The organism is Nostoc sp. LEGE 12454, assembly GCF_056620565.1.
Genome location: NZ_JBWQXL010000068.1, coordinates 1 through 20,518, shown reverse-complemented (window position 1 = coordinate 20,518; position 20,518 = coordinate 1). Strand labels below are relative to the sequence as shown.

Below are 20,518 nucleotides of genomic sequence, written 5' to 3'. Positions count from 1 at the left end.
TATGCGGAACCCGGGACTTGAACCCGGAAGCCTTGCGGCACTAGAACCTGAATCTAGCGCGTCTGCCATTCCGCCAGTTCCGCTGGCATTTGTGCTTATCGACAATTTCTTATTATTGCGTTATGTTCTACCTTTGTCAAGTAAAAGCATAATGCCCACTTAAAAGTTTCTAACTGGAAACGAGTTTTTCAGGTACAAGGTCGAATCAAAATATTAACTCGACAGTACAGCATTGATTTTTAGAGAATACTTAAGTTATTTTACTGAGTATTTAATTTTGCTTAAAACTACTGCTTATTGATTCTTTTTTGAAAATTTTTAAAACTCTCAAAAAGCCTGCTATTGCTTGTTTACAGCTTGCATTTTCACTCAAAAATCAATTTTTTTATACCAAACAGTGCTTTAAAACGTGGACATTTTGAATCTTTACTGTAGAATCAAAACCAACTTCAAACATATAAAATACGTATTACTTTTGGAGGTAGGCTTATTAATCCTTCTACCATCTTACCAGATGCCAAAATTACTCCAGAAGCAGACTCCTCAGTCTTGCAAATTTGGGGTGGGCATCCTTTGCGGGGTCATGTGAAAATTAGCGGGGCAAAAAATTCAGCACTGGTAATCATGGCTGGAGCCTTGCTATGTCCGGGTGATTGTCGTATCCGCAATGTCCCTTTATTAGCGGACGTAGAGCGGATGGGTCAGGTGTTATCAGCTTTGGGTGTGCAATTAACGCGACAAGGCGACATTTTAGACATCAACGCTAGCGAGATTAAAACATCAAAAGCTCCCTACGAATTAGTTACCCAGTTGAGAGCGAGTTTTTTCGCCATTGGAGCCATTTTGGCAAGACTGGGAGTAGCACAGATGCCTTTACCAGGCGGTTGTGCGATTGGGGCAAGACCAGTTGACTTGCATGTTCGAGGACTGCAAGCAATGGGAGCGGAAGTACAAATTGAGCATGGCATTTGTAATGCCTACGTCCCTGGCAGCAGCCGGAGATTAAAAGGTGCGAAGATTTACTTAGACATTGCCAGTGTTGGAGCGACGGAAAATTTGATGATGGCGGCTACCCTAGCAGAGGGTGAAACGATCATCGAAAATGCTGCCAGAGAACCGGAAGTAGTCGATCTAGCTAACTTCTGTAACGCAATGGGAGCGAAAATTAAGGGCGCGGGGACTAGCAGAATTATTATCGAAGGAGTCCCCAAGTTGCATTCTGTTGACTACAGCATTATTCCCGATCGCATTGAGGCTGGGACGTTTTTGCTGGCAGCAGCAATTACCCGCTCAGAACTTATTCTCTCGCCAGTGGCTCCAGAACATCTCATCCCAGTAATTGCCAAGCTGCGAGATATTGGAGTGACAATAATTGAAGAAAAGCCTGACCACTTACATATTCTGCCAGCGGAAAGCCTTAAGGCAACGGATATTGAAACTCAATACCATCCAGGTTTTCCCACAGATATGCAAGCGCCATTCATGGCTTTGCTGGCAGTGGCAGAAGGCGACAGCGTAATTAACGAATCCGTCTTTGAAAATCGCTTGCGTCATGCCTCTGAGTTGAATCGTTTGGGGGCAGATATTCGTGTCAAAGGCAATGCTGCTTTCGTTCGGGGAGTACCAAAATTATCTGGCGCACCAGTATTAGGTACAGACTTACGAGCATCGGCAGCGTTAGTCATCGCCGGACTAGCAGCAGAAGGACAAACCACAATTCAGGGTTTACAGCACCTCGATCGCGGCTACGATCGACTTGATATGAAGTTGCAACAATTGGGGGCTAAAATCCTCCGCGTGGGCGAAACACCAACAGATGCAGAAATCGCTCCCAGCATTAGTAGCCTGTCAAGTTGAAATCGATCGGTTGAGACTGACGCGGGGATAAGAAGAATAAGGTAGATAAGGTAAAATTTTCTCCCTTGCCTGCCTTTATCTCTCCCATCTATACCTTGCGATCTGCTGAATTATCCTGATAGATAGAGGCTTTTAAGTTTTGCCCATATCTTTTTTTGATGAATATTCTGGAAAAATCTGTGTTGGCTGTTACAATATTGTTAAGAAAAGTTGCCCGTTGCATTTTGGGAACGCGTAATTGGGTTTTAACTCTCTTGAGAAGACAACGCAAAAACATTTTTTAGACCAGCTGTGGGAGGCTGGTCTTTTTGTATTTAAATTCCTCACAAATTATACCTATCCCTTTAGGTATAATACTGATACGTTTTATTAATTACTTTTATTGCTTTGTAATACATTGGTTATTTGAGTTACCAAATCGCCTCAAGGTTTAAAATAAACCCCTGTAAAACATCTTCTCCTAACAAAGTAATAGGCGATTCCAAAAACTCAACCTCTTGGTCTCGCCGATAAATCTCTACTTGCCGAGATTTGCGGTTAATTAACCAACCCAAACGCACACCATTATCTATGTATTCTCTCATCTTTTCCTGAGCAATTTTCAAACTATCATTTGGCGAAAGTAACTCAATTACAAAATCAGGAGAAATGGGGGGAAACTTTTGTTTTTCTTCTTCAGTTAAAGCATCCCATCGTTCTAACTTTATCCAAGAAGCATCAGGTGAACGATCTGCACCATTAGGTAATTTAAAACAAGTAGAAGAATCAAAAGCGATGCCAGTTAAATCGGTATCTGACCAATTAAATAATTGTTGATTTAGCCTACCATTACGATTTCCGGTTTCTCCCCCGGTTGGTGGCATGATAATTAATTCTCCGGTTGCAGTGCGTTCAAACCTCAAGTCACGGTTTGCCTGACATAGATTAAAAAATTGCTCATCTGTCAGTTCTAATACTGATTGAAGGTTGACCGTTAAAGCATTCATGATGATATTCCAGATGGAAAGATTAAGGCAGGAAAGATGCCTAGCCTACAAACTATTCTATCCTCTTCATCTATTCTTCTTACTTACTTATGATATATAATACAGACAATTGCACTATAGCCTATACCTACGGTGAGCTACGCTAACACACCTTTCCACATTCCCAAAAGCGATCGCTGAATCTATGATTGCATTGTAGCAGAGCGTCTGTATAGAAAGATAAGCGATGTCTACGACGGACTATGCCTACGCCTTGCAGAAAACCTCAAAAACTAAGCGATCGGCAGTTGTGTAAGAGTGTGCGATCGCATTATTAGCTGCTTGAATTGTCTCACCTGGCAGACGTGATTATTCTAGTTGTAGCTTGAGGCGATCGCAGTGAAACCAAACGAATAATCTATGATCGAGAAGCAGACTTGATTTACTGGAGTGCTTTGCATGGTTTCAGCAGAATTAATCTCTACTTTGCGAGAACTTAGTCGAGCAGATAAGTTTTACATTATGCAGGTTTTAATCTCAGAGTTAGCCCAACAGGAAACCGAGCTGATTAAGCCCGATCAGTCTTATCCTGTGTGGTCGCCTTATGATGCAGTTGAAGCCGCAGATACCATGTTAAAAGTGCTACAAGCTGCTAAAACTCAAGACCATGCGTAACGCACAACGGTATTCCTTTATCCCGATTGATGTTGCATTGGGCGAAGCCAGTTTCCGCCCCTATCTACCCCTTACTTTGATCTACCAGCAAAGTTCTGCGATCAAATTCGGTCTGTTGGATACTGGAGCAAGCGTAAATGTGCTTCCTTATTCAGTAGGAGTTGAGCTTGGGTATGTGTGGGAGCAGCAGACAACTGCATTGAGTTTGACAGGTAATTTAGCTCAATACGAGGCGCGTGTCGTGGTTCTTCAGGCAGTAGTTGGACAATTTGAACCTGTACAACTTGTATTTGCATGGACACAGGCTACAAACGTACCTCTGATTTTGGGGCAAGTTAACTTCTTTATGGAATTTGATGTTTGTTTCTACCGTTGCCATTTACAGTTTGAGATCAGCCCTAAATCGTTAGCCTTAGAGTAGTGGACTGAAACCTTTGGTGGGGGTCATTGTAAAGAGCGATCGCATTACAGAAAACCTCAAAAATAATGTAATCGGCCATTGTGGAAGAGTGAACGCCATCGCCTTGTAGAAACACTCAAAAACAAAGCGATCGCCTGTTGTGGAAGAGAGGTGCGATCGCACTTGTTATTATCATCAATTAGGCAGATATTAAACGCTGTTTCAGTTCAGTAGTTGGACAACCTAATTCCATTTCTGCCTTGACTAATCAATTTTGATTATATTTTTAAACTCTTCTAGTGTTGGTATAGGTTTTATTCTGTGTATTATGCGGTGACAATTAGAACATAAAACAGTAAAGTCAGTTGAAGGGTTTAGCTGAACTTTCGTTTTTTCTAGAGTTGCAATCGGTACTATATGATGAGCTTCTATGTAATTCTTGCCTATATCACCATATTTCATCTCAAAATCAAAACCACAAGCTTTGCATATATATCCATGTATTTCTTTAGCTTTATTACACAAAGCTTGATTTCTTTCTACCCTTTTATGGATTTTATACTTTGTTAAATCTTCAAACCAAACTTCTTCAGAATCTAATTCATTATCCTGAGTATCTAAAGGTTGATTTTCGATCAATTGTTCATAAATTTTGATAAAAAATAACAAATCATTGACTAGTTTATCTGAGTCTGGCAAACCAGTTTTTGGATAATAAACAGCTAGTATATTACCGGCATGGTATGCTTGACCTAACCTTCGAGCGGTAGTCTCTTTAGGAATTGCTTCAAGCTTAAGATCAATATTTTCAGAATATTTAATACTGATGTCGGTTGATATAATTGTCCTAAAAGTTTTTGCTCTTTCTCGTAATATATCTTTTGCACCTCCAAGTCCATAGTTTTTTTTCAAAGATGCTGTACCTTGATTCAAAGATAGATAAACACCAGAACAATCTGCCTGAAACAAATAAACAAGGAAAAATCCGAATCTCACACTTTCTGTGACCAGTTTATTAAAAACAGCTATCCAAGGAATATTTGCCCATGAGCCATTTCCTGCTGAAGCTTGTATACTGTATATTTCAGAAAGGTTTAGAGAATTATCTAACAATTTTGGAACATCATTTTTTAAATATCTTGGAAAATCATGATTTTTGAATTGTTGTTGGTTTACTATTGGATATTCATATAATAATTTTTCAATAGTTTGTTTGAGCATTTATGTTTATTCAATTAGATCATAAATTTTTATCAATTTAGATTGAAATATTAAGGCAGGCATTATGCCTGCCCATGTAATCCTATTCTATCCCTTCAATTCGGTCTTCAACCTCTTGGTACAACTCGCGCAGACGATCTAAATTATCCTCGCTAGTCTCCCAATAACCGCGTCCATTAACTTCCAACAACGTTGATACAATCTTGCGGAAAGAATGGGGATTAAGGTTCAACAACCGTTTCTGCATTTCTTCATCTTTGATGAAGGTTTCGTTACTATCCTCATAAATCCAGTTATCCACAGCGCCGGCTGTCGCACTCCAACCTGTTGTATTCACCAACCGTTTGGAGAGTTCGCGCACACCTTCGTAACCGTGAGACAGCATCCCCTCGTACCATTTGGGATTTAATAATTTGGTACGCGCATCCAAACGCACGGTTTCTGATAATGTCCGCACTTGGGCGTTAGCTGTGGTTGTATCTGCAATATAAGATGCTGGTTTTTTACCATCACCCCGCAGACTTGCCACCAGCTTAGTGGGATCTGAGTCGAAGTAGTGGGAAACGTCCGTTAAGCTAATCTCGGAAGAATCCAGATTTTGGAAAGTTGCATCAGCAGTTTTCAATGTACTTTCAAAAATCTGCCGGGATTCGTCCATGATTCCGGGGTTATCGGAATTGAAGGAGAAGGATTTCCGGTTGAGATACATTTCCTGCAACTCGGCTTCGCTATCCCAAGTGCTGTTTTCTACTGCCAAGTTGATATTTGACGAGTAGGAACCAGAAGCGTTGGAGAAAACGCGCGTCGCTGCTTGACGCAGATTAATCCCCATATCTTGGGCTTGTTGCAAAGCGTGTTTGCGAACAAAGTTCATTTCTAAGGGTTCATCTGCCTCAGCTGCCATCTTCACCCCTTGGTCTAGCAGGTTCATTTGGTTGATGAACAAGTCGCGGAATACGCCAGAACAGTTGATTACTACATCTATTCTGGGGCGTCCCAACTCTTCTAGAGATATCAATTCCAACTTGTTCACACGTCCCAAGGCATCGGGAACTGGACGCACGCCCACCATCCACATGATTTGCGCTAGGGATTCACCGTAAGTTTTGATGTTATCGGTTCCCCAAAGGACGCAGGCGATGGTTTCTGGCCATTTTCCTTCGTTTTCTGCCTTGTTGCGTGCCAAAAGCCTGTCTACGACAATTTTGGCTGATTGAACTGCTGCTGTTGTTGGGATGGATTGCGGATCTAAAGCATGGATATTCTTACCTGTGGGCAATACATCCGGGTTGCGGATGGGATCGCCACCAGGGCCGGGTAAGATGTACTCACCTTCTAAACCTCTGAGTAATGCCCCTAGTTCGTTGTCGGCACAAACTTGTTGCAGACAGAATTCCAAATATTCAAATAATGGTTTTAGGGCTGCGCCATCGACTTTGGGATAACCGAGTTTATGCAATGCTTCTACCCAAGGTTCCTTTTTGCCCATGTTGAAGAAATTCAACCGGGAAACCAGAGAAACTCGTCCTTCGGCGTCGATTTGCTCTTGGACAAGGGCGGTAACTGCTGCACGGGTTGCCAAGGTGATATCTTGCAATAACTGGACATCTTCTAAAATGCCTCGATCGCTATTTTGATAAATATCGTCAATGTTACGCCCAATGCTATTGGCGATAATTCCCGGTAAGCCTTGAAGTCCTTCTTCTTGACGATCTAGACTGGCAATATTGACGAGAGTTGCGATCGCTTCTTCTGCACTTGGCGGTTTCCCAATGACGTGCAACCCACAAGGCAACAACCGAGACTCGATTTCCATCAACTTGCGGTAGACGTTGCCAACAATATTATCGCGATCGTCGGTACTCATGTCTCTGGCATCGGTTTCTGGCAGGTTAATATCCTTATCCAGATTCACGATCCGGCATTTATCCATGATGCTGTTGACAATCGAAACACCGCGTCCGCTATCTTTTAAGGTTTGGTAGGAAGCAATTAATTCGCTGAGTTCCTTCAAACCTTTATACAACCCAGCATTTTCTGCTGGCGGTGTCAAGTAAGAAATTGTTTCGGCATAACTCCGACGTTTAGCAATTGTCGCTTCACTTGGATTATTCGCTGCGTAGTAATACAGGTTGGGAATTGAGCCAATCAAGTTATCTGGATAACAATCGCCAGACATCCCCATCTGTTTACCTGGCATGAATTCCAAGGAACCATGTGTACCAAAGTGCAGTACAGCGTCAGCTTTCCAAACTTGCTCTAGGTAAGTGTAGTAGGCAGCAAAACCGTGGTGAGGACTAGCTGAACGGGAGAACAACAGCCGCATTGGGTCGCCTTCGTAACCAAAGGTGGGTTGGACACCGATGAAGACGTTACCAAATTGCTTACCATAAATTAACAGGTTTTGCCCATCGCTGTTGAGATGTCCGGGAGGTGGGCCCCAGTTTTCCTCTAGGCGTTGAGAGTAGGGTGTCAGCGCCTCATACTCAGGAACCGACATTTTGTAAGCAACGTTCAGTTCTGGGCTGTTGTACTGCGCTTGAGCGTCATGGATGACTTCTTGCATCAACGCTTCGGCGGATTCTGGCAATTCTGGTAAGTCGTAGCCGTTATTCTTGAGCGCTTTCATCACCTCGTAGATGGAGCCGAATACATCCAAGTACGCTGCGGTTCCGACGTTGCCTTTATCTGGTGGGAAACTAAAAACGGTGATGGCGACTTTTTTATCCAGCTTCGGCTTGCGGCGGAGGTTCGCCCATTTTAAGGCGCGTTCGGCGACAGCTTCAACCCGATCGCGCAGTGCGATCGCTTTCCCTGTAGTTCCATCTCTACCCGATAATATAATCGGCTCAATTGCTCCATCCAATTCAGGAATTGCAATTTGCAAAGCTACTTGAATTGGATGTAACCCTAAATCGCTATCCATCCACTCTTCTGTGGTTTGGAATACTAAGGGTAGCGCCACCATATAAGGACGGTTTAAGCGTTTGAGTGACTCAATTGCCTTGGGATGATCTTGTCTGGCTGGCCCACCCACTAAAGCAAAACCAGTCAGCGATATCACTGCATCTACCAACTGGACGTTAGTAGTCGGTTCATAGAAGTAAGCATCTACAGGCTTGGAGAAGTCCAAACCACCAGCAAACACAGGTAGTACCCGTGCGCCTAATGCTTCCAACTCCTGCACCATTGCCACATAATGGGCATCATCCCCTGTAACTAGGTGGGTACGTTGCAATACTAACCCGACACAAGGAGCTAGGGGATCTTTGAGATCGCTAGAAATATCCTTACGAGCTGTATACCAATTGAGGTACTCTCTGACATCTTCAAACATACTGGGAGCCAAAGGATGCCAAATCCCTAGATCGGGATAAACCACCGGCTGTTCGTATGTAGAAGGTGCAAAATTCTGTTTTTCTAAACCTTTAAATACATATTTATCAGCTAGCATCAGCAAGAAGTTTTCCAGGTTTTCTGGAGAACCACCTAGCCAATACTGAAAACTGAGCATGAAATTTCGAGCATCCTGTGCCTTATCCATAGGTAGGAATTTCAGCACTTGCGGTAGGGTTCGCAAAAGCTTCAGCATCCCATCTTGGAATCCCGCACCGGATTTTTCTTTGCGTTTTCGCATGAATTGGGCGATCGCACTTTTTGACTGACCCAACTGTGCCAAGGAAAAGCTACCCATTTTACTCAGGCGCATTACCTCTGGCATCGAGGGAAAGACAACGGAAACGTCCAAGCGATCGCGGTGCGGTTCTACTGCTGCTACTACTTTCTGTGCTAAGTCTTCGATGAAAATGAGGGAAGCGATGAAGATATTCGCACTCTCGATTTCTCGTTTGAACTCTTCGTAATTCTCTGGGTCGCGGAGTTCCTCAATCAAGTACCCGCTGATTTCAATCGCCAAGTTGGGATTGTTCGCGTTAATCGTGCGAACTGCTTGCGACAAAGCACTCTGGTACTGGGACTCAAGCACGACATAGACCACCTTGATTAAACTACGTCCGCGTAAGTTATCAGGCGCAATGTGTCTAATGGTGGACTTGACGTGTGTGAACATGCTTCTTCGGCTCCTTTGATGCGTGTTCTCTGAAGGAAGTACCTAGCGGCATCATCAGCCACAGGTAACTTGCGATCTTTTAGGCAATATCTGTTTTTTATCAGAAAACGCTTGCCCAGTAGGCATTTTATCCCCTATATGACACAAATCGATATAAAAAACGAAATATTTCTTCGTAATTGTTGACTTTGTATAAAAGTGTTGGCTCATTTATTTGTAAAATTATTGTTACATTTTAATAACTAAATAACTATCAAGCAATTATATAGCATTTACAAAACTTGCCTATGCTGACTAAAAAATATTTAGTCAGCATAGGCAGCCTTCAATTATGTAATTGCGGATTATACCAAACAAAAAACAACAGAAACTTGGTATCTGCTGACGAACAAGTAACTTTTATTTAGCTAATATTGGCTTGCTATTTAAAGTATCCAAAATTCCATCATGGAATTTATTCACTGATTTTCTTTATCATTTAGTAATGAATCTTTTACTTCATTCAAATAATTGTTGAGGTTTTCTCTTAGAATTGGTCTTTCTACTTAACATTCTTGCTGCGCGTTATCGTAGTAGATGATATTGACCCAGCAGTTGTAATAACCGTGTATAAAACTAGTAAGATTGAAAAATACTGGAGAGAAATATGAAAATTACCTGTGACCCAGAAGTAGATATATTAAGAATTATCTTGAGTGATGTACCCATAGAAGATAGTGACGAAGAAAAGCCAGGGGTAATTTTAGATTACGACGAAGATGGAAATATTATCGCCCTAGAAATATTAGACGCTTCCAAAAAAATCGAGAATCCACGTTCTCTAGAGTATTCGATTTCTACATAATAGAGGTTGGAGATGTATTATACCAATTTACAAAAAGAAGGCTATGGATGCATTTGTAAGGGTTGGGTTCCCTGCCTTTTATGTCACTCAGCTTGATTATCCTTCGTTTGAACCTGTAATTGTTGAACTTGCTCGACAGTCTAACCTGTGACACAGATAATTAATGCGATATATATATTGTCAATGCTAAACAGCCAGTTAGCTAGTACTCCACCACATTAATTTTCATAAATTTGCAGTGGCTACAGTAGGGGCGCACAGATGTGTCCCCTTAACACGTAGTATCATTAATAGTTGAGAATAAGCGATCGCATCTCTTTCTTTTTTACTATCTGTAGTCGCATACGTCTAACGTCTCAAAGAGTTGCAGCTTGTCGTCATACATCGCTTACCTTCGGAACGCCTTGCAAACAAGAAATGTTAGATTTCTTTATTTCTACTTACCTAATTTTTGTAAAACAAGATACATTAAATGGTAGTTTAATCGCAAAGGAACCAAAAAGCATGGCCGTTAGTAGCCCTGAAGTCATCCGTCACATATTGATCGGATTGGGATATTTAGCTCCTGAGATCGATCCTAAGCCGGATCTCACGAAATTTGCTCCCTGGAAGCGGAATAACAACTCCTTGACAGACGATCCCACTGAAGAAGCGATTAAAAAGTTTCAGAAACAGTACTCACAAAAACTTGTGGTTAATGGTAATGCTGATGCAGAGACTCGAACTGTAATGGAAGAAACAGTCAAAGGGCTTCAAAACAGATTGAAGTTTCACGGTTTTGCAACCAATGCTGAAATTCCTCCAGACAAGCCTTTTTATGGGCCAGCTACTTATACAGCAGTCAAAAAATTTCAGAAATCTCAGGGTTTAACTGAAAATGGTATTGCTACTATTGAACAGCGTCAAATTCTACAGCAATCTAGTCTCACAGATAAGCCCCAGCCCCAGTCACAAGTCAAGCTGATAGATTTATGCTTTCAATTCAAAAAAAATCCTCAAAATCCTTCTTACATTGCAGCGTTAAATAACTTACAACAAAATCTACCCAAGGACGTTTTACACAAAGTTACTAACAAATGGAGGGGGACAAACGATCAAAATCCTGAGATTGTCAAGTTGACGAATGTGTTTACTTATTATGATGACAATAATGCAAACCATCGTGATGCACTAAATCACTTACAAAGTCAGATGACCCCAGCCATCTCTCAAGCATTTTTAAGTCTTTGGAATAAGAAGTAACAAATGGGACTTACAGCAGAATTCAGAATTCAAAAGTAAAACACATTTTCTACCTGGATAACAGACTTAGCTTGTGTACCTCATCAACTTGAAATCTGCTTTTCCACATCTGATACCAATTCAAAAAATGTTTACGACAGATAAGCCCACCCACGCTGACGCGCGCGCTTTAGCGCTCTTTTATTACTCTCGTCAGATTAAATTTGAAACCCTATTTTGGCGTTAGTCTGCGCAGGCGGACTTTGTTTGTGTAGCCGCGATTTCTAATCGTTTGGATTATTGTCTATCCAGAGTCATAGAAGAGCGTTAGTAAGGACAGGGTTGGTGATATCTACTATCTATGTGTTGCATTCTTTTTTCAAATTGGTATGACATACGAGAATTAAAAACCAGGTTTTCGATCTCTGCTGAGTCGGAAATCTGGTTTTTTAACAATTCAAAATTCTGAGTTCTGAATTGTGAATTCTGATTTAATATTCAATTCCCGGTTGTGCTTTCACACCTTGATCGCGGAAAGGGTGCTTAACTAGAGTCATTTCAGTTACTAAGTCAGCACGCTCAATTAAAGCAGGTGGTGCGCCTCTACCTGTGAGAATAACGTGTTTGTTAGCGGGTTTTTGTGCCAAACCTGCTAAAACGTCTTCTACTGGTAAGTAAGCCATTTTGAGGGCGATATTGATTTCGTCTAACAACACTAGATGAAAGTCGGGGTTGCGGATGTATTCTAACGATTTTTCCCAGGCAGCGCTAGCTTTGTCAAGATCGCGATCGCGGTCTTGAGTTTCCCAGGTAAAACCTTCGCCCATTGCGTGAAATTCTATCTGGTCTTCCCAATAGCTGAAAACCCTTTTTTCGGAAGGTTCCCAGCTACCTTTGATGAATTGGATAATCGCTACTTTATACCCATGACCGAGCGATCGCAACACCATCCCCAAAGCCGCAGTGGTTTTACCCTTACCGTTACCAGTATTTACAATAATTAACCCTTTTTCTGGTACAGCTTCTGCTATGCGCTTGTCTTGCACTTCTTTGCGTCGCTGCATTTTTTTACGGTACTGTTCATCAGTCAGAGATGAAGACATTACCTCATCAATTAAGCGCCCAATTTCTTGGTCTGGGTTCAATTCTTTTGGTGTATCGTGTTTCATCAAGCTTGTCTAGAAATAACTGTTAAAAGTGTTGAAAATGAACCAAAATCGCCTTGCTTATCCAATTTCACTTACATTACTTGATTGAAAATGTCCAGTAAGCTTTCATGTGAAATATTAATAGTGTGTTAGCTTTATTAATGATTTGCAGACAAGTGGAACTATATATGATACACAACCTGAACTTAGAATTTGAGTTTACTATTACTGTTTTAAATAATCTAATATGTTCATTAAAGCATTTTACCAGTAAAATTTTATTATTATCTTCTTTAGTACAGTGATGAGTTAGATACTTTAAGTATCATAAGTATGATGTCTAATATCATAAGTTATGCATCTATGGATGTTGTTGTTTCCATTTTTCCCATAAAGGCTGCGTATCCTCTGGTTGACCGTCATAGTTGAGCAATTGGTCTGAAATTATCACCCATGACTGGGCACTGCGTGTCCAAATATTACCCACTGGGCGTAACCAACTTGTATTATCTAAGGTTCCAGCTTTGACATTGATAGTATTTGAATTGTAAGTCCGTTCATGGAACAATCGCGTTCCGCAGTCGCCACAAAACAGGTTATTTACTTCACGTCCGCTATCATTTTTCCGAGTCCAAGCTTTCGGTTTTCCCTGAACAATTACAATAGCATCTCGTAATACTGTAAGAGACATTCCAAAAGCACTAGAAGATTGTTTCTGACACTCCTTGCAATGACATAGGTAAAGGGTTAATGGTTCGGCATGAATTTCATAACGAATCTGTCCGCATTGACAACCTCCAGTATATGGAAGACTCACAGGTTTTATCTCCTAACAATTTGTATTGCTTTATTGTAACTAAAACTATTTCAGTATAACGCGGGTTTGATTAAACACAAATAAAAGACATTTGGACATGAATATATTTAGGGAATTTTAAACCTTGAACTGGGACGCGGGGCCAAAGTTGAATACATCTAAATAAATTCCCTAATGAATCTTGATGTTCGCCCAAAACTTCATTATTTCCCCAAATCAACCAAGCTTCTAATAAGTTGAAATAGCGTTCTGTTAGATTGAGGCTTGACCATGATTGCAAAGTTGCGGCGTCTAAAGCTAAAACCTGCTTCTTACCTTGGGATTTAATTTGGGCTATTCCAGAACTGCGTAATAACAGATATAGTCCATTAATGTAGGGGTATGATTTCTGTACGGGGCGTTTGAGTTTAGTTTCAATTGGGTGAATTAATTGAGAATTAACTTCTGATAGGACTTTTAGCCGTAAAAGGTTATTAATACTACTAACTTCCACTCCGTTTGGTTGTAAGAAATCTATCAGAGTTTGAAAGTCATGCAAAATCGTACCGGGTTGATTTTCATCAATACTGAGTCTTGTAGGAGTTTTTGTTGTGACTCTGTTAAGGAAGGCAGTTCAGGATTGAGTATGCGTTCTAGTCGCGCAAATAAATCTTCCATAAATAAAAATTCTAAATTCTAAATTCACAATTTAACCTTCTGTGTAACCTGTTTTCTTTATACTATGACTACAGAAGTTCTCCCGGTCTACATTGGACTGCAAAGTGTCACAACAGGACTATCAACACCGTAAATTTAATGAAATGCGAATGATAATATTTTCATCTTCTACTTGACAATCCCAGGAATTTGATATGAATAGTAACACTCGCCTACAGATGATTTTAGCTGATACACGTATTGATACAGTATTACCTGCGATCGCTAAACTAAATCTACCTAACTGGTGGTTAGCCGGAGGTGCAGTCCGAAACACCGTTTGGTCTTCAATTTTTGGCAATAACTGTGGGTTAGGTATTAAAGATTTTGATATTGCATTCTTTGATATAGAGGGAAACCGTTCCCAAGAACTAGCAGCAAAGGCGACTCTCACAGAAAAATTTCCTGATGACGAGTTTGATGTCAAAAATCAAGCCAGTTTTGCTCGCTGGCGGCTTGGTAGCAGACCTTATACTAGTACAGAGGATGGCATCACAGATTGGCTGCACACCGCTACCGCTGTAGGAGTTCGACTAGATACTCAAAGACAATGGCAATTTTTCACACCCTACGGGTTAGATGACCTATTTGGTGGCATTATTCGACCTACGCCAACGCATACTCATAATTTAGATGCCCATAATAAAGCATCTGGATTTTTACAGAAGTGTCCTTATCTGCGGTTGGCATAAAAGTTACAGTCAGATTTTAGCCGCTAGTTTTCGTTACCAGGAAATAGTCGCTTTTTAATTTACAATCCTTGGATACTGAAGCGCAATGTTAATAATTTTCTACGTACTGGGAATAATTAAACTAGTATCCCTTTCACGATAGAACAGGGACGATTCTAATTTTATAACTTTATAGTCAAAAATCAATGCCAAATCTTACTGGATACCAAATAAACTCGATTCTCCACGAAGGAATCCAAACAATTATTTATCAAGCACAAACGCCAAAGACGCAACAGCGAGTTATCATCAAGCTGCTTAAAAATGAATATCCGACTCTTGAAGCCTTTACTCGTCTTAAAAATGAGTATCAAATTCAGCAAGGTTTAGACCATCCCAATATAGTTAAAGCTATCAGTCTAGAAACCTTTGAAAATCGGCTGGGATTATTGTTAGAAGACTTTGGTGGTCAGTCTTTATCTCAACTGCTCCAAACAAAAAAACTTGATTTAATTAACCATTTAAAGATTGCTATTCAACTGACCAAAGCTTTAGATTATTTGCATAAAAATCAGATTATTCATAAAGATATCAAACCTAATAACATCATAATTAACTCCCAGACAGGTATTGTTAAACTCGCTGACTTTGGTATCGCCTCCCGTCTTAATAAGGAAAATCCCCAATTTAATAACCCTAACTGCGTTGAAGGCACACTTGCCTATATGTCTCCTGAACAAACTGGGAGAATGAATCGCATTCTTGATTATCGTACTGACTTTTATTCCCTTGGTGTGACTTTATATGAAATGCTCACTGAGAAAACACCATTTGTTAGCCAAGATCCCCTCGAAATAGTTTATAGTCACATTGCAGTGCAAGCGAGAAACCCACAATTATTTAATTCACAAATTCCTACCGCTATTTCTGAAATTGTGATGAAGTTGATGGCAAAAAATGCGGAAGAAAGATATCAAAGTGCTACAGGATTATTAGCAGATTTAGAATTATGTCTCAAGCAGTTAGAAAGCAAGGGAATCATTAATGATTTTGTGCCAGGTCGTTTAGATATATTGAGCCAGTTATTAATTCCTCAAAAATTATATGGTCGTGAAGAACAAGTTAATGAACTTTTAGCTGCATTTGAACGAATTACATCTGGAACTAGTGAAATGATGCTAGTTTCTGGTTATTCTGGGATTGGCAAATCAGTTTTAGTCAACGAAGTTAATAAACCAATTACTCGCAGACAAGGGTACTTTATTTCTGGTAAATTTGACCAGTTAAAGCGAAATATACCCTATGCTTCTTTAATTCAAGCCTTTGCATATTTAATGCGGTATTTGCTGACCGAGAATAATGAAAAAATAGAAATATGGCGTAGTAAAATATTATCAGCTTTAGGAGCAAATGGAAAAGTTATTACTGATGTAATTCCAGAAGTAGAATTAATTATTGGTACACAGCCGGAAGTTGCCCAAATTGGGGCCACAGAATCACAAAATCGTTTCAATCATGTTTTTAAAGAATTTATCCAAGTTTTTACTCAAAAAGAACACCCATTAGTCATATTTTTAGATGATTTACAATGGGCAGATTCAGCTACTTTAAATCTAATTCAATTACTTATAACTGATAGCTATAGCAAATATTTTTTATTTATTGGTGCATATAGAGATAATGAAGTTAGTTCCGCACATCCTTTAATCCAAAAGATAGAAGAAATTAAAAGTAGTGGCACGTTTGTTAATAATCTTGTATTGAAACCTTTAAATTTAGATAATGTAACTCAGCTAGTTACCGAAACTCTCCAGAAAACAGAGATTAACCAGAATGAAGAAACTAGAGCCTTTAACAAAGAAATTATTAAATTAGCTGAGTTAATTTGTAACAAAACAGGTGGAAACCCATTTTTCATCACACAACTAATTCAAGCACTTCATCAAGAGAAACTGTTAATATTTGATTTTACTAATGCTAAATGGCAATGGAGTATAGAGGATATTCAAGCAATTGGAATTACCGATAAAAATGTAGTTGAGTTAGTTGCCAGCCGAGTTGAAAAACTACCACAGTTCACCCAAGATGTTTTAAAATTAGCAGCTTGCGTGGGTGACAGATTTAGTTTGGATGTTTTATCGATAGTCAATGAAAAATCACCTTCTTTGACAGCGAATGATTTACACTCGGCTTTGCAAGCGGGATTAATTCTGCCTTTAAGTGAAGCTTACCGCATTCCTTTAGTTTTTAATCAAGAAGAAGCGGTTAATTTAAATTTCGACACTTCACGGGTGGGTTACAAGTTCTTGCATGACAGAGTACAGCAAGCAGCATATTCCTTAATTCCAGAAGAACTCAAGAAATCTACTCACTTGAGAATTGGGCAATTGCTTCTTCAAAATATACCTAAAGAGGAAATAGAAGCTAATATTTTTGATATCGTTAATCAGTTAAATGTAGGTATTGTTAACCTGATAGAGCAATCTAAAAAAACTGAATTGGCACGATTAAATTTAATTGCAGGACGAAAAGCTAAAGCTTCTACAGCTTACGAAGCTGCTTTTAAATACTTCACAAATGGGATAGAACTGTTAAATATAGACGCTTGGCAAACGGAATATACCTTAACCATCGGTTTATATGAAGGAGCCGCAGAAGCAGCCTATTTGGGTGGTGATTTTGAGCAGATGCAAAAATGGGCTGAGGTGGTGCAGCAAAAAGCGAAAATTCTTTTAGATAAAGTGAAAGTCTATGAAGTACAAATTATCGCTTCTATCATTCAAAGCAAACAACTGGAAGCCATTAAAATAGCAGTATCAATTCTGCAATTGTTAGGAATAAATTTTCCAGACGAACCGACATCAACTGATATTCAGCAGGGAATGGATGAAATCGCTGCTTCTTTGAAGGGTAAAGCGATCGCAGATTTAATTAACTTACCATTAATGACCGATCCTAACAAGATTGCAGCCATGAGAATCTTAATGGGAGTTCTACCAGCGGCTTTTCAAACTGCTCCGGCAATGATGCCAATTATTGTCTGTAAAATGGTCAATTTGTCCTTAAACTATGGGAATACAGCTGTATCTGCTTATGGTTATAGTCTTTATGGATTACTTCTTTGTGGAGTTCAAGGAGAAATTGATTCTGGCTATAAATTTGGAAAATTAGCTTCACGCCTGGTGTCACAATTTAATGCTGAAGAACTTAAGGCTAAGATTTTGACGGTTGTTAGTGCCCATGTTATGCATTGGAAAGAGCATGTTAGAGAGACATTAACATCATCAATATCAGGATATTCTAGTGGTCTGGAAACTGGAGATTTAGAATATGCTGGTTATTGTGGTTACATTTATCCCTATCATTCATTTTGGCTGGGTAAAGAACTTTGGATTCTAGAAAAAGAATTGATAGCTTATTGTGATTCGCTGAAAAAAATCAATCAACAAGTAGCTTTCACTTGGAACTCAGTGTATTTGCAAACAGTTCTGAACTTGAAAGGAACTTTTGAAAATGCGGACTGTTTAATTGGAGAAGCCTACAACGAGCAAGTTATGCTGCCAATTCATCAGCAAGTAAATGACCTTTACACAATTAACCATTTATTTGTTAATAAGCTAATGCTCTCTTACATATTTGGGGAGTATTTTAAAGCTGTAGAAAATGCTGCGATCGCAGAAAACTCTTTAGGTGGTGTTACAGGCTTATTTGTTGTTCCAGTGTTTTATTTTTACGATTCTTTAGCCTACTTAGCAATTTATCATACTGCTAAAGAGTCTGAGAAGCAAGCTATTCTAGAAAAAGTCCAAGTTAATCAGCAAAAGATGGAACTTTGGGCTACTCATGCTCCCACAAATCACTTACACAGATTTTATCTCGTCGAGGCAGAACGGTATCAAGTTTTGGGTCAAAAGCTTGAAGCAATGGACTATTATGAAAACTCGATTGCCAAATCTCAAGCAAACGGTTTTCTCCAAGAAGAAGCTTTAGCCTATGAGTTAGCTGGAAAATTCTATCAATCTTTAGGTAAAGAATTAATTCATCAAACTTATATAACTAAAGCCTATTATGCCTATATTCGTTGGGGTGCGATCGCTAAAGTTAAACACTTAGAATCAAAGTATGTTTTTCTAGTAGGACAAACTACTACCATAGAAAACACTAGTTCAAAAATTGATACAACTCATATTACCACTAACACTACTACCAATAGCAGTTTGAGTGATTTTCTAGATTTCAATGCATTCATCAAGTTTTCACAAGCGATTACTAATGAAATTGTTTTAGAAAATTTATTGGGTAAGCTGATCCAAATTTTACTAGAAAATGCTGCCGCACAAAAAGCAGCACTACTCCTACTTAAAAATAATCACCTGTATATTGAAGCTTCTGGAAATGCTACTGACGATGTAGTGACGGTTTTACGTTCTATTCCTGTTGAAACCTATCAAGATTTACCGCTGTCTGTAATTAATTATGTTCTCCGAACCCAGCAATATATTGTATTAAATGATGCAATAATTACGGAGCCTTTTAATTTTGATATCTATATCCAAAAATCTCAAACCAAATCAATCTTTTGTTTGCCGATTATGTATCAATCGCAGCTTACTGGTATTATTTATTTAGAAAACCAGTTATCATCAGGGGCTTTTGTTCCAGAAAGGGTAGAGGTATTAAAAGTCTTAGTTTCTCAAATGGCTATTGCCATAGAAAATGCTAGCTTGTACGCAAGGGCACAAGAGAAATCTAAAGAATTAGAGCAATCGATAAAAGATTTACAAGAGGCGCAACTACAACTTATCCAAAGTGAAAAAATGTCTTCTCTGGGTAATTTAGTTGCAGGTGTAGCACACGAAATAAATAACCCTATTGGTTTTATCACAGGTAGTATTGCCCAAGCAAAAGATATTGTTAAAGATTTAATAGGCTATTTACAACTGTACCGAGAAAAATTCCCCAATCCTGGTGCTGAAATTGAAGAAAAAGCCCAAGAAATAGATATAGATTTTCTGCTAAAAGATTTACCTAAAATGATTGATGGTATGACAGTGGGGACACAGCGCATTCGTAATATTAGTACCTCTCTCCGTACTTTTTCTCGTGCTGATACTACCTCTAAAGTATTAGCTAATATCCATGAAGGTATTGATAGTACTTTGATGATTTTACAACATCGTCTAAAAGCCGATCATAATCGTCCAGCAATTAAAATTATGAAGCACTATGCAGATATCCCATCAGTAAAATGCTATTTGGGACAATTGAATCAGGTGTTTATGAATATTATTGCAAATGCAATTGATGCTTTAGAAGAAGCAAACATCGACCGTAATTTTTTAGAAATTCAAGAAAAATATCCTAATATTATTACTATTGAAACTAATCTAGAAGTAGATAACGAAAATGTAGTAATTAAGATTCAAGATAATGCCAAAGGAATGACAGAAGAAGTTAAATCCTGTATTTTTGAGAATTTATTTACTACCAAATGTGTAGGAAAAGGTACGGGATTAGGATTATCTATTAGTCGGCAAATTATACTTGAAAATCATGGTGGAAATTTGACTTGTGAATCAGTTTTGGGAGAAGGGACACAATTTATAATTTCTATTCCCATTTTGGGAAAATAAGTACCACTTGTTCTCATTAAGTCTGTTAAAATTTGAATATAGCTTAGTTACTGTGTACTACTCTGTCCGCTTTTTGTTGATGTGTGACAGTTGGGGTGCGGAAGGTGGGATAGAAAGTATGCGTTGCGTTTTGTTTTTTAACTTTCGGCATGGGTGCGGACGGTTTTCAGTATTCTTAGGAGTTATGTAAAAATAACTTGAACAATTAACTGACTACTTTGGGTTTGATAATATAGTTCCACTCACCATGAAAAGAATTTCGTTCGATTGCGATAGTATCAAGCTCTTGGTCTGTAACCTT

The 20,518-nt window shown here is 39.2% G+C and carries 14 protein-coding genes and 1 tRNA gene; 8 read left to right on the top strand and 7 right to left on the bottom strand.

Translation table 11 applies throughout. The annotated features are described in order from the left end of the window. Positions 1-2 precede the first annotated feature (2 nt). A tRNA-Leu gene (locus AC1F2U_RS32645) sits at positions 3-83 on the bottom strand. A gap of 406 nt (positions 84-489) precedes the next feature. Here AC1F2U_RS32645 and murA point away from each other — a divergent pair. Continuing rightward, a complete protein-coding gene (gene murA, locus AC1F2U_RS32640; protein ID WP_480264920.1) occupies positions 490-1,857 on the top strand; it encodes a UDP-N-acetylglucosamine 1-carboxyvinyltransferase in 1,368 nt (455 codons plus the stop codon). Between the two features lie 410 nt (positions 1,858-2,267). On the opposite strand, the gene AC1F2U_RS32635 is transcribed toward murA, so the two are convergent. Then, on the bottom strand, positions 2,268-2,843 hold the full coding sequence (locus AC1F2U_RS32635) for a Uma2 family endonuclease (RefSeq protein ID WP_480264912.1): 576 nt from the start codon (positions 2,841-2,843) through the stop codon (positions 2,268-2,270). Positions 2,844-3,281: 438 nt separating this feature from the next. On the opposite strand from AC1F2U_RS32635, the gene AC1F2U_RS32630 reads away from it, so the two are divergent. The 3 genes from AC1F2U_RS32630 (at position 3,282) to AC1F2U_RS32620 (ending at position 4,131) form a co-directional block, all read left to right on the top strand. Continuing rightward, positions 3,282-3,497, top strand: coding sequence for a hypothetical protein (locus tag AC1F2U_RS32630; protein ID WP_190891621.1), 216 nt, complete (start codon positions 3,282-3,284; stop codon positions 3,495-3,497). Next, positions 3,490-3,918 (top strand): aspartyl protease family protein, encoded by a 429-nt coding sequence (locus AC1F2U_RS32625; RefSeq protein WP_480264911.1) that lies wholly within the window; start codon positions 3,490-3,492, stop codon positions 3,916-3,918. Before AC1F2U_RS32630 ends, AC1F2U_RS32625 begins: the two co-directional genes overlap by 8 nt. Positions 3,919-3,996: 78 nt before the next feature. Continuing rightward, positions 3,997-4,131 carry a hypothetical protein gene (locus AC1F2U_RS32620; protein ID WP_480264910.1) on the top strand — a complete coding sequence of 45 codons (135 nt, stop codon included), beginning with the start codon at positions 3,997-3,999 and terminating at the stop codon, positions 4,129-4,131. A 30-nt stretch (positions 4,132-4,161) separates the two neighbouring features. Here the strand turns inward: AC1F2U_RS32620 and AC1F2U_RS32615 are convergent, their stop codons facing one another. Together AC1F2U_RS32615 and AC1F2U_RS32610 are read right to left on the bottom strand one after the other, a co-directional pair. Then, on the bottom strand, positions 4,162-5,118 hold the full coding sequence (locus AC1F2U_RS32615; RefSeq protein WP_480264909.1) for an MrcB family domain-containing protein: 957 nt from the start codon (positions 5,116-5,118) through the stop codon (positions 4,162-4,164). 82 nt (positions 5,119-5,200) lie between these two features. Next, positions 5,201-9,187, bottom strand: a complete 3,987-nt coding sequence (locus AC1F2U_RS32610) for a magnesium chelatase subunit H (RefSeq protein ID WP_480264908.1) — start codon at positions 9,185-9,187, stop codon at positions 5,201-5,203. Between the two features lie 646 nt (positions 9,188-9,833). Between AC1F2U_RS32610 and AC1F2U_RS32605 the strand changes: the two genes are divergently transcribed. Together AC1F2U_RS32605 and AC1F2U_RS32600 are read left to right on the top strand one after the other, a co-directional pair. Further along, positions 9,834-10,031: a DUF2283 domain-containing protein gene (locus AC1F2U_RS32605; RefSeq protein WP_480264907.1), complete on the top strand. Its 198-nt coding sequence runs from the start codon at positions 9,834-9,836 to the stop codon at positions 10,029-10,031. A 504-nt stretch (positions 10,032-10,535) separates the two neighbouring features. Then, complete coding sequence (locus AC1F2U_RS32600) at positions 10,536-11,273, top strand: peptidoglycan-binding domain-containing protein (RefSeq protein ID WP_480264906.1); 738 nt, start codon at positions 10,536-10,538, stop codon at positions 11,271-11,273. Between the two features lie 470 nt (positions 11,274-11,743). Here AC1F2U_RS32600 and cobO read toward each other — a convergent pair whose 3' ends face one another. From cobO to AC1F2U_RS32585, 3 genes are all read right to left on the bottom strand, one after another. Next, positions 11,744-12,421 (bottom strand): cob(I)yrinic acid a,c-diamide adenosyltransferase, encoded by a 678-nt coding sequence (gene cobO, locus AC1F2U_RS32595; RefSeq protein ID WP_335052223.1) that lies wholly within the window; start codon positions 12,419-12,421, stop codon positions 11,744-11,746. Positions 12,422-12,761: 340 nt separating this feature from the next. Continuing rightward, entirely contained in the window at positions 12,762-13,217 is a 456-nt protein-coding gene (locus AC1F2U_RS32590) for a GFA family protein (RefSeq protein ID WP_480264905.1), read from the bottom strand. A 70-nt stretch (positions 13,218-13,287) separates the two neighbouring features. Further along, a complete protein-coding gene (locus AC1F2U_RS32585) occupies positions 13,288-13,755 on the bottom strand; it encodes a hypothetical protein (protein WP_480264904.1) in 468 nt (155 codons plus the stop codon). A gap of 313 nt (positions 13,756-14,068) precedes the next feature. On the opposite strand from AC1F2U_RS32585, the gene AC1F2U_RS32580 reads away from it, so the two are divergent. Further along, a complete protein-coding gene (locus AC1F2U_RS32580; protein ID WP_480264903.1) occupies positions 14,069-14,605 on the top strand; it encodes a nucleotidyltransferase family protein in 537 nt (178 codons plus the stop codon). Between the two features lie 185 nt (positions 14,606-14,790). Next, positions 14,791-20,217, top strand: a complete 5,427-nt coding sequence (locus AC1F2U_RS32575; RefSeq protein WP_480264902.1) for a trifunctional serine/threonine-protein kinase/ATP-binding protein/sensor histidine kinase — start codon at positions 14,791-14,793, stop codon at positions 20,215-20,217. Positions 20,218-20,518: the final 301 nt, after the last annotated feature.

Coding starts and splice junctions, on each gene's coding strand:
- AC1F2U_RS32635 (WP_480264912.1), bottom strand. CDS start 2,843: ATGAATGCTTTAACGGTCAACCTTCAATCAGTATTAGAACTGACAGAT.
- AC1F2U_RS32630 (WP_190891621.1), top strand. CDS start 3,282: ATGGTTTCAGCAGAATTAATCTCTACTTTGCGAGAACTTAGTCGAGCA.
- AC1F2U_RS32625 (WP_480264911.1), top strand. CDS start 3,490: ATGCGTAACGCACAACGGTATTCCTTTATCCCGATTGATGTTGCATTG.
- AC1F2U_RS32615 (WP_480264909.1), bottom strand. CDS start 5,118: ATGCTCAAACAAACTATTGAAAAATTATTATATGAATATCCAATAGTA.
- AC1F2U_RS32610 (WP_480264908.1), bottom strand. CDS start 9,187: ATGTTCACACACGTCAAGTCCACCATTAGACACATTGCGCCTGATAAC.
- AC1F2U_RS32605 (WP_480264907.1), top strand. CDS start 9,834: ATGAAAATTACCTGTGACCCAGAAGTAGATATATTAAGAATTATCTTG.
- AC1F2U_RS32600 (WP_480264906.1), top strand. CDS start 10,536: ATGGCCGTTAGTAGCCCTGAAGTCATCCGTCACATATTGATCGGATTG.
- cobO (WP_335052223.1), bottom strand. CDS start 12,421: ATGAAACACGATACACCAAAAGAATTGAACCCAGACCAAGAAATTGGG.
- AC1F2U_RS32580 (WP_480264903.1), top strand. CDS start 14,069: ATGAATAGTAACACTCGCCTACAGATGATTTTAGCTGATACACGTATT.
- AC1F2U_RS32575 (WP_480264902.1), top strand. CDS start 14,791: ATGCCAAATCTTACTGGATACCAAATAAACTCGATTCTCCACGAAGGA.